The sequence below is a fragment of the Streptomyces canarius genome (genome assembly GCF_014650735.1).
GTDB classification, from domain to species: domain Bacteria; phylum Actinomycetota; class Actinomycetes; order Streptomycetales; family Streptomycetaceae; genus Streptomyces; species Streptomyces olivaceoviridis.
In genome coordinates, this window is sequence record NZ_BMVN01000125.1 from 1 (window position 1) to 7297 (window position 7297).

Consider the following 7297-nt stretch of genomic DNA (forward strand, 5'->3'; position numbering starts at 1 on the left):
CGCGGTAGTCGTGCTCGATCCGCCAGCGCATCTTCGCCCACCGCACCAGGTCGGCGACCGGGGCGTTGGCAGGCAGGTTGGTCATCCGGTAGCCGGTCGGCTCATCGGCTTCTCCGGGCCGTTCGACCAGCAACGTCCTCACCGTGGCGTGCGGTGCGCCGACGCGGGCAGGCTCGGCCACTGCACATTCATACGCGGGCTGACTTGCCGAGGATGCGGCGGAGTTCGTCCACGATCGCAGTGGCGCGGTGGTCGTCACCCGCTTCCATGAGGTTGGTCAGGAACGCGAATCCGACTTGGTGTGTCGCATCGGCGAAGGCGACCTGTCCGCCGGCGCCGTCGTGTCCGAAGGAGGAGGCCCCGAGGAATTCGCGGGCGAGGGAGGGGAGCTGGAACCCCATGCCCCACCGAGGGAAGGGAGGTTGTCCGCCGAAGACCGGGGTGCCTTCGGTCTGCGGTCGAATGGCATCGGCGACCGTGTCGGCGTGCAACAGCCGCACTCCGTCGGTCTCCACCACGGTGGATGACCAGATCGAGGCGAGCGCCCGGGCCGACGCGATGCCGCCCGCTCCTGGCAGCTCCGCCGCTTGGACCCGGGGGTCGTTGAAGCCGCCGGTGGCGTCGACGAGCTCCGGCGGGAACGCGTTTCCGAGGGTTATGGCCCGTTCCGACCAGTCGACCTCGTCGGCACCGCGCGCAGCCGCCTGTTGCGCAACGAGTTCGGTGAGGCTCGAACCGACCTGCAGATGGGCGACCCGGTGCCCGGCCCCGTGGGGGAGACCGATCCACGCGTCGGCCCGCAGCGGTGCGGCGATGAGTTCGTCGAAGTACTGGCCGACCGTTTGACCGGTGATGCGGCGGATGACCTCACCGGCGAGCCAGCCATGGGTAAGGGCGTGGTACGCGTGGCCCTGGCCGGTGGACCACAGTGGTCTCTGGGCTGCCAGGCGGCTGGTGACGACGTCCCAGTCGATGACGTCCTCGACGCACAGGAGATCGCGCGGCGCGGAGAGCCCGGACCGGTGGGCGAGGAGATCGGCGACCGTGATCTTCTCTTTGCCTTCGGCGGCGAACTCGGGCCAGTAGGTCGCGACGGGGGTCTGGTAGTCGAGGAGGCCCTCCTGCACGAGACGCGCCGCGAGGATGGAGACGAGGCCCTTGGTGCAGGAGAAGATGACGCTCGTGGTGTCCTTCGTCCAGGGCGAGCGGTCGCGGGAGTCGGCGGTTCCGCCCCACAGGTCGACGACTGTCTCGCCGGCCACCCGGACCGAAAGCGCCGCGCCCATGGCCTCATGGCCGGTGAAGGCGGCGGAGAAGGTGTCTGCGAGGGACGCGAAGCCCGGGGCAGTGCTGCCCTCGATGCGGGTGCTCATTTCTGGGTGCCTTCGTTCGGGAGGGTCAGGGGGACGATGCCGTGCCGCTCCGGTGACCAGCGCACGGGGAGGGGGTCGGATATCGAGCCGGCGAAGCTGTCGTCGGTCGTGGAGTTGTCGAAGGCGAGCAGCACGGTCCTGCCGGTCCGGTCCTCGACGAGGCGCCCGCTGTAGCGGGACTCCTCGATGACCAATGTGGCGTCCTCGACCAGGTACGGGCCCATGACAGCCGGGGCCGGAACGCTCCAGACACCTCCGACCTGGCCGGCCGTGCGCCGAGCGGCGGACAGCCGGGGAGTGTCGCAGGACAACAGCAGTACATACTGGCCGTCGACGGTCGCGATCTGGGGAACCTCCAGGTGTGCGAAGCCGGCGCCCGCCCGGCTGAGCGGTGGCCGGACGGTCCACGTCCGAAGATCAGGTGACGTCGCGTGCCCGATCACGCCCCGGTCGTCGACAGCGCCGTGGTCGGCCCGGGCCGTGAGGAGCATGTGCCAGCCGTCACCGGCCGGATCCGCGAACACCCAGGGGTCGCGCCATGCCTCTTCCGGCCAGCTGGAGGTCCCCAGTTTCTCGTACCAGCGGCCGTCCGCTTCGACGACCGGACCAGGCCGCTTCGTCCAGGTGTGCAGGTCGGGGGAGGTGGCCGTACCGATGGTTTCGACGTTGCCTCCGGCAGCGAGGAAGCGGGCTCCCGTGTAGAACATCCACCAGACGCCGTCGGGTCCGCGGAGCACGCTGCCCGTCCAGGTGGCGGTCTCGTCGAAAGAGCCAGGATCGCCGGGGCCGAGGACCGGCCCGTGGTCCTGCCAGTCGACCAGGTCGGCGGAGGTGGCGTGCCCGATCCGGGCGTTACGATGCCGTAGTTCCGGGTCCCCCAGGCTCTTGGGAGCGTGGAGATAGAACAGGTGGAAGGTGTCGCCGTCATCGGCGAACCAGAAGTCCCACACCCAGGCGTGGTCGAGCTGGAATGTCATGCAACGTCCTTGTGGCTGCGGCCGTCGTCGTGAGGACGCCGGACCGGTGAGGGTGACGGAGGAGGAGTGCTTCAGCCTTTGACCGCACCCTGGAGAAGCGCCTTGATGAACTGGCGCTGGAAGATGACGTAGATCACGATCGTCGGCAGCATGATGATCAATGCGCCCGCGAACAGCAGGGGAAGCTGGTTGAGGTACTGCCCCTGGAACGCTCCCAGGGCCCCGGCCATGGTGCGTTTGTCGGGATCGTCGATCAGGACCAGGGGCAGGAGGAACTGGTTCCAGGTCCACAGGAACAGCAGGATGGCCAACGCGGAGAGGGCGGGCATGGCCAGCGGGATCTGGATGCGCCGGATCTCCTGGAAGGTGCTCGCCCCGTCGATGCGGGCCGCTTCCGAGAGTTCGGTGGGTACGCCGACGAAGTGCGCGCGCATCCAGACGACGCTGAAGGGCATGTAGAGCCCGATCAGCGGCAGGATGACCGCCCACTGGGTGTCCAGCAATCCCATGGCGCTGACCTCGTAGTAGATCGGGATGATGATGGCTTCGAAGGGAATGGTCAGTCCCAGCAGAAGCAGGACGAAGACGTATTTCCCGCCGCGGATGCGCAGGTTGCCCAGGGCATAGCCGGCCAGCGTCGACAGGAGCAGGCTGAGCGGGACGACGCCGAGGACGATGAGGGTGCTGGAGCCGAGCAGTTCCCAGACGTGCGCGGTCCGGAAGGCGACGGCGAAGTTGCCCCACTGGGGATCGCTGGGCCAGGAGAAGCCGTCGGGGATTCGGTCTGCGGGCTGCAGGGCTCCGGAGAGCATTCCGGCGAGCGGCAGCAGGGTGAGGATCAGGACGAGGACGAGGACGATCCGTCCGATGATCGCTTCGGTTTTGTTGACGACCATCAGTCTCGTTCCCTTGCCAGCAGTTGAATGGGCAGCACCGCCAGCAGGACAAGTGCGAGGAGGATGATGCCGAAGGCGGACGCCAGGCCGACTTCGCTCTGTGTGAAGGCGAGCCGGAAGATCGAAATGCCGGGGACGAGCGTGCTGGTTCCCGGACCGCCCTTGGTGGTGGTGTAGATGATGTCGAAGCTGCTCAGCGCGGCGATGACGGTAATGGTGACCAGCACCGCGATCTCCTGCCGCAGTCCGGGCAGGGTGACGGTCACGAACTCCCGCCACCAGCCCGCCCCGTCGAGCCGTGCCGCCTCGTAGAGGGACGCGTCGATCTTTCCGATGCCGGTGAGCAGCAGGATGGTACACAGGCCCGTCAGCACCCAGGAGCCGATGAGGCCGACAGCGGGCAGGGCGGTCCCGAAGCCCGCCAGCCAGGACCGCGAGAGAAAGCCGAGGCCGACGGAGCCGAGAATGGTGTTGATCGTGCCGGTCTGCGCGTACATCCACGACCACGCGATACCGGCGGCCACTAGCGGGATGATCTGCGGCAGGAACAGCACCGTGCGGGCGGCGGTGGCGAAGGGCCCGGGCCGCATCGTGCGGATCAGGGTCGCCAGGGCCAGGCCGCCGGACACCGGGATCACCGTGAAGAAGACGATGAGGACAAGCGCGTTGACGATCGAGATCAGCAGCTCCGGATCGGTGAAGACCCGGACGTAGTTGTCGACGCCGACCCAGGTCGACGCGCCGATGCCGTTCCAGCGGTAGAACGAGTACTGCACGGCCGTGATCAGCGGGTAGACCACGAAGGCACAGAAGAACGCCAAGGCCGGCAGGACGAAGAGCCAGCCGAGGACGAGCCGGTGCCGTGCCGCCCCGCGTGTGGAGGAGCGGCCGCCCCGGCCGGAAGATTTCCCGACGTCCGCGGCATGAGCGCCCATGTCGGGTCGCCGCAGTGCCGCCGCGGTCGGCTTCGGGTCCTCATGCCTACGGACGTCGTTGGCCATCAGCCCGCCAGCTCCTTGGCGTAGTACTCCTGGATCGCCGTGACGAAAGCCTTGGGTTCCATGCGCCGGGTCAGCAGCTTCTGCTCGTCCGGCTGGAAGGCGCCCGCGTAAATGCCCGCCGTGGTGTTGGCCATGAAGTCGACGAACCCGTCATCGGATGCGACCTTCGCCGACGCCGTGAGGGCCTGCGCGGTCAGTGAACCGTCCTTCACCTTGGGCAGTTTCTGCGAGGGATCTCCTCCGGGCGAGGCGCCTGTGACGTCGACGACAATCTGACGGGCCTTGGGGTCGGTGTGGATCCAGTTCAGGAAGAAGGCCGTCGCGTCGGCGTGCTTCGCCTTGGCCGGGATGGCGAAGGAGTTCGCGGCGCCCATCGCCACGTACGGACCGTCCGCGGTGGCCGGAGGCACCAGGACGAACCGGGCGGCGCCCTCCCCCATCGCCTTGTCGGTCTTCGCCGCGTCCCAGTTACCGTCGAACATCAGCAGGCCCTTGCCCGCGTGGAAGTTGGACACCATCGTCGTGTAGTTGATCGCGTTCACGTCGGACGGGAAGTACCCCGCGTCGGCCCACTTCTTGAAGGTCGTGGCGCCCTTGAGGCTGGCCTCGGTGTCGAAGGTGGCACCGGGCTTGTTGAACATCCAGTCCACCAGATGGGCCTTGTCCCCGTACTGGTTGATCAGCGCCTGGAGTGCGAACGTGCCCACGCCGTCCTGCATGCCGATCTGCACAGGCAGGATCTTGGCCGCCTTGGCCTTGGCCATCCATCGCTCCAGCTCCGCGATGGTCGACGGCGCGCCGGAGAGCCCCAGCTGCTTGGCGTACTTCTGGTTCACGTAGATGCCCGTGACGCTGTAGCCCAGGCCCATCTGGTAGAGCGAGCCCTCGCCCCTGACCCCCTCGCTGCTCATCCGGGACGCGGCCAGCTGGCCTGCGGAGAACTTGTCCCACCCATAGCCCTTGAAGTACGGGTCGAGGTTGGTCAGGAGCCCGTCCTTAACGGTGTCCCCCATGGTGGGAAGCCGAATGAGGTCGGGCGCGTCGGCGCTGGCCAGCAGGCGCGGCGCGTTGGCGGTGAGGTTGGCGAAGCTGTCACGGACGACCTTGAAGGTGACGTTCGGGTACTGCTTCGTGAATTCGTCGGCCAGGTCGTCGGTGACGGGAAAGCCCGCTTCGTCCTGGATCTTGATGGTGATCTTGTCGGACGGGAGTTTCAGGCTCACCTTGCCCGATGCGACCGGGCTCACTTCCGGGGATCCCGGCGCACACCCGGCCAGGACGAGCCCGCTCAGGGCGACTGCGGCCGTGACGGCCGGCCTCCAGCTCATGGATGGTACGGCTCTGCGTCCCTCACCGGGGCGGATCGACTTGTGTGCCATGTACAAGACTCCGTTGTCTGAGCGTGCTCCGTGGAAGATGCTCCTGTGCGCCACAAGCGGGTGGCGCCGCCGCTGCGGGGGATCAACGCCCCCGACAAACGGACTAAACTGCCTGCTAAAAGCATTTAGCGCTGCTCATACTGGGATGCTGGATGCCCCCTGTCAAGGACGAGTTCTCAAGGGTCAGAGCGTTGTGATTGTCTTGAGACCAGCACGCACGCCGTCCCATCGCGCCGCATGAGAGGAAGCCATGCCGCCCAAGCGCGTCACGCTCGCCGATGTCGCCCGCCGTGCCGGGCTGTCCCCGACCGCCGCATCGATGATCCTCAACGGCAGGCCCGACTCCCGGCTCTCCGCCGACGCGCATGCCCGGGTCCACGAGGCGGCCGCCGAACTCGGATACCGGCCGAACGTCGCGGCACGCAGCCTGCGCACCGACAAGACCCTGACCATCGGGTTCATCTCCGACGTGGTCGCCACCACCCGTTTCGCGAGCGGCCTGATCCGGGGAGCGCTGGACGCCGCCCAGCGAGCGGGGCATGTCATGCTCGTACTGGAGACCGGTGGCGACCCGGCGCGTGAGTCGGAGGCGATCGGCGCCGTACTGGACCGTCAAGTGGACGGGATCATCTTCGCCGTTATGCGTGCCCGGGAACTGTTCGTGCCCGAGATCCCGGCGACCACACGCGTCGTCATGCTCAACGCCACGAACAAGAAGCACCCCGTTTCCGTGCTCCCTGACGAACTCGCCGGCGGCGCCTCAGCGGTCACACTCCTCGCTGACGCCGGCCACCGTGAGGGAATCGCCCTCATCGGGCACAACGCGGAAACCGAGAAGGGGCTCTTCCGATCCACCACCGTCGAGCACCGGATCTCCGGCATCCGCGCGGAGATGGCCAGACGAGGGCTGCGGTTCGCCGCCGAGGAGTCCTGCTGGGACTGGGAACCGCACCACGGCTACGACGTCACCCACGCCCTCCTCGAACGCCGCAGTGACATCCGGGCTCTGCTGTGCATGAACGACCGCCTCGCGTTCGGCGCCTACCAGGCCCTGGCAGAACACGGACTGACCGTCCCGAACGACATCTCCGTCGTCTCGTTCGACAACGACGAACTCGCCTCCTACCTCCGGCCCGGCCTCACGACCGTCGGACTGCCGCACGAGGCCATGGGCCGCGCCTCCGTCGAAATCCTCCTCGCCCCCGGCGCACCGTCCGGCGGCCGCCTGATTCCCATGCCCGTGATCCAGCGGGCATCGGTCCGGGCCCGTCCGCTCGATCACGCGCCTGTCTGAACGCCCGCTCGTCGTCCTGGTTCCCGGACGCCGTGGCATGTCAGGCTGCCGGGGCATGAAAACCCGGTGAGCTCGACGCCCCCTGCGAGCCTGTGTCCAAGGCCGGCTGCGGTCGTCTGGACGGAGACGTTCGCGATGTGTCAGGGAGTCACCGAACGCATACGGGCATGACCGATCGGGACGGCTACTGCCGAACACGAAGTACGTCGGCGACATCACCTACCTCCCGCTGGAGAGCGGGAAGTTCCTCTACCTGGCCTCCGTCGTCGACCTCGCCTGCCGGGCGACAGCGTTGTGGAGCCGTCCCAAGAGAATGAAGCTTCCCCTTGATCGTGGACACCTGGAGACTGGGATCTTGAGGTTCCAGAGGAAGTAGC

The 7297-nt window shown here is 67.5% G+C and carries 6 protein-coding genes and 1 pseudogene; 1 reads left to right on the plus strand and 6 read right to left on the minus strand.

All coding sequences use genetic code 11. From position 1 onward, the window contains the following. The 6 genes and pseudogenes from IE294_RS45935 to IE294_RS45960 all read right to left on the minus strand — a co-directional run. Positions 1 to 139, minus strand: a pseudogene (locus IE294_RS45935) (IS701 family transposase); the annotation flags it as partial. Positions 140 to 188: 49 nt separating this feature from the next. Continuing rightward, the gene (locus tag IE294_RS45940; protein ID WP_189895267.1) at positions 189 to 1373 is read right to left on the minus strand and encodes a serine hydrolase domain-containing protein; all 1185 of its coding nucleotides are present in this window, start codon (positions 1371 to 1373) and stop codon (positions 189 to 191) included. Next, positions 1370 to 2350 (minus strand): family 43 glycosylhydrolase, encoded by a 981-nt coding sequence (locus tag IE294_RS45945; protein WP_189895268.1) that lies wholly within the window; start codon positions 2348 to 2350, stop codon positions 1370 to 1372. Before IE294_RS45945 ends, IE294_RS45940 begins: the two co-directional genes overlap by 4 nt. A gap of 71 nt (positions 2351 to 2421) precedes the next feature. Beyond that, positions 2422 to 3246, minus strand: a complete 825-nt coding sequence (locus tag IE294_RS45950; RefSeq protein ID WP_189895269.1) for a carbohydrate ABC transporter permease — start codon at positions 3244 to 3246, stop codon at positions 2422 to 2424. After that, positions 3246 to 4247, minus strand: coding sequence for a carbohydrate ABC transporter permease (locus IE294_RS45955; RefSeq protein WP_229918220.1), 1002 nt, complete (start codon positions 4245 to 4247; stop codon positions 3246 to 3248). Before IE294_RS45955 ends, IE294_RS45950 begins: the two co-directional genes overlap by 1 nt. Beyond that, positions 4247 to 5470 carry an ABC transporter substrate-binding protein gene (locus IE294_RS45960; RefSeq protein ID WP_229918222.1) on the minus strand — a complete coding sequence of 408 codons (1224 nt, stop codon included), beginning with the start codon at positions 5468 to 5470 and terminating at the stop codon, positions 4247 to 4249. The genes IE294_RS45955 and IE294_RS45960 overlap by 1 nt, the downstream gene beginning before the upstream one ends. A gap of 406 nt (positions 5471 to 5876) precedes the next feature. Between IE294_RS45960 and IE294_RS45965 the strand changes: the two genes are divergently transcribed. Continuing rightward, positions 5877 to 6920: a LacI family DNA-binding transcriptional regulator gene (locus IE294_RS45965; protein WP_189895271.1), complete on the plus strand. Its 1044-nt coding sequence runs from the start codon at positions 5877 to 5879 to the stop codon at positions 6918 to 6920. The last annotated feature ends 377 nt before the right edge of the window (positions 6921 to 7297 follow it).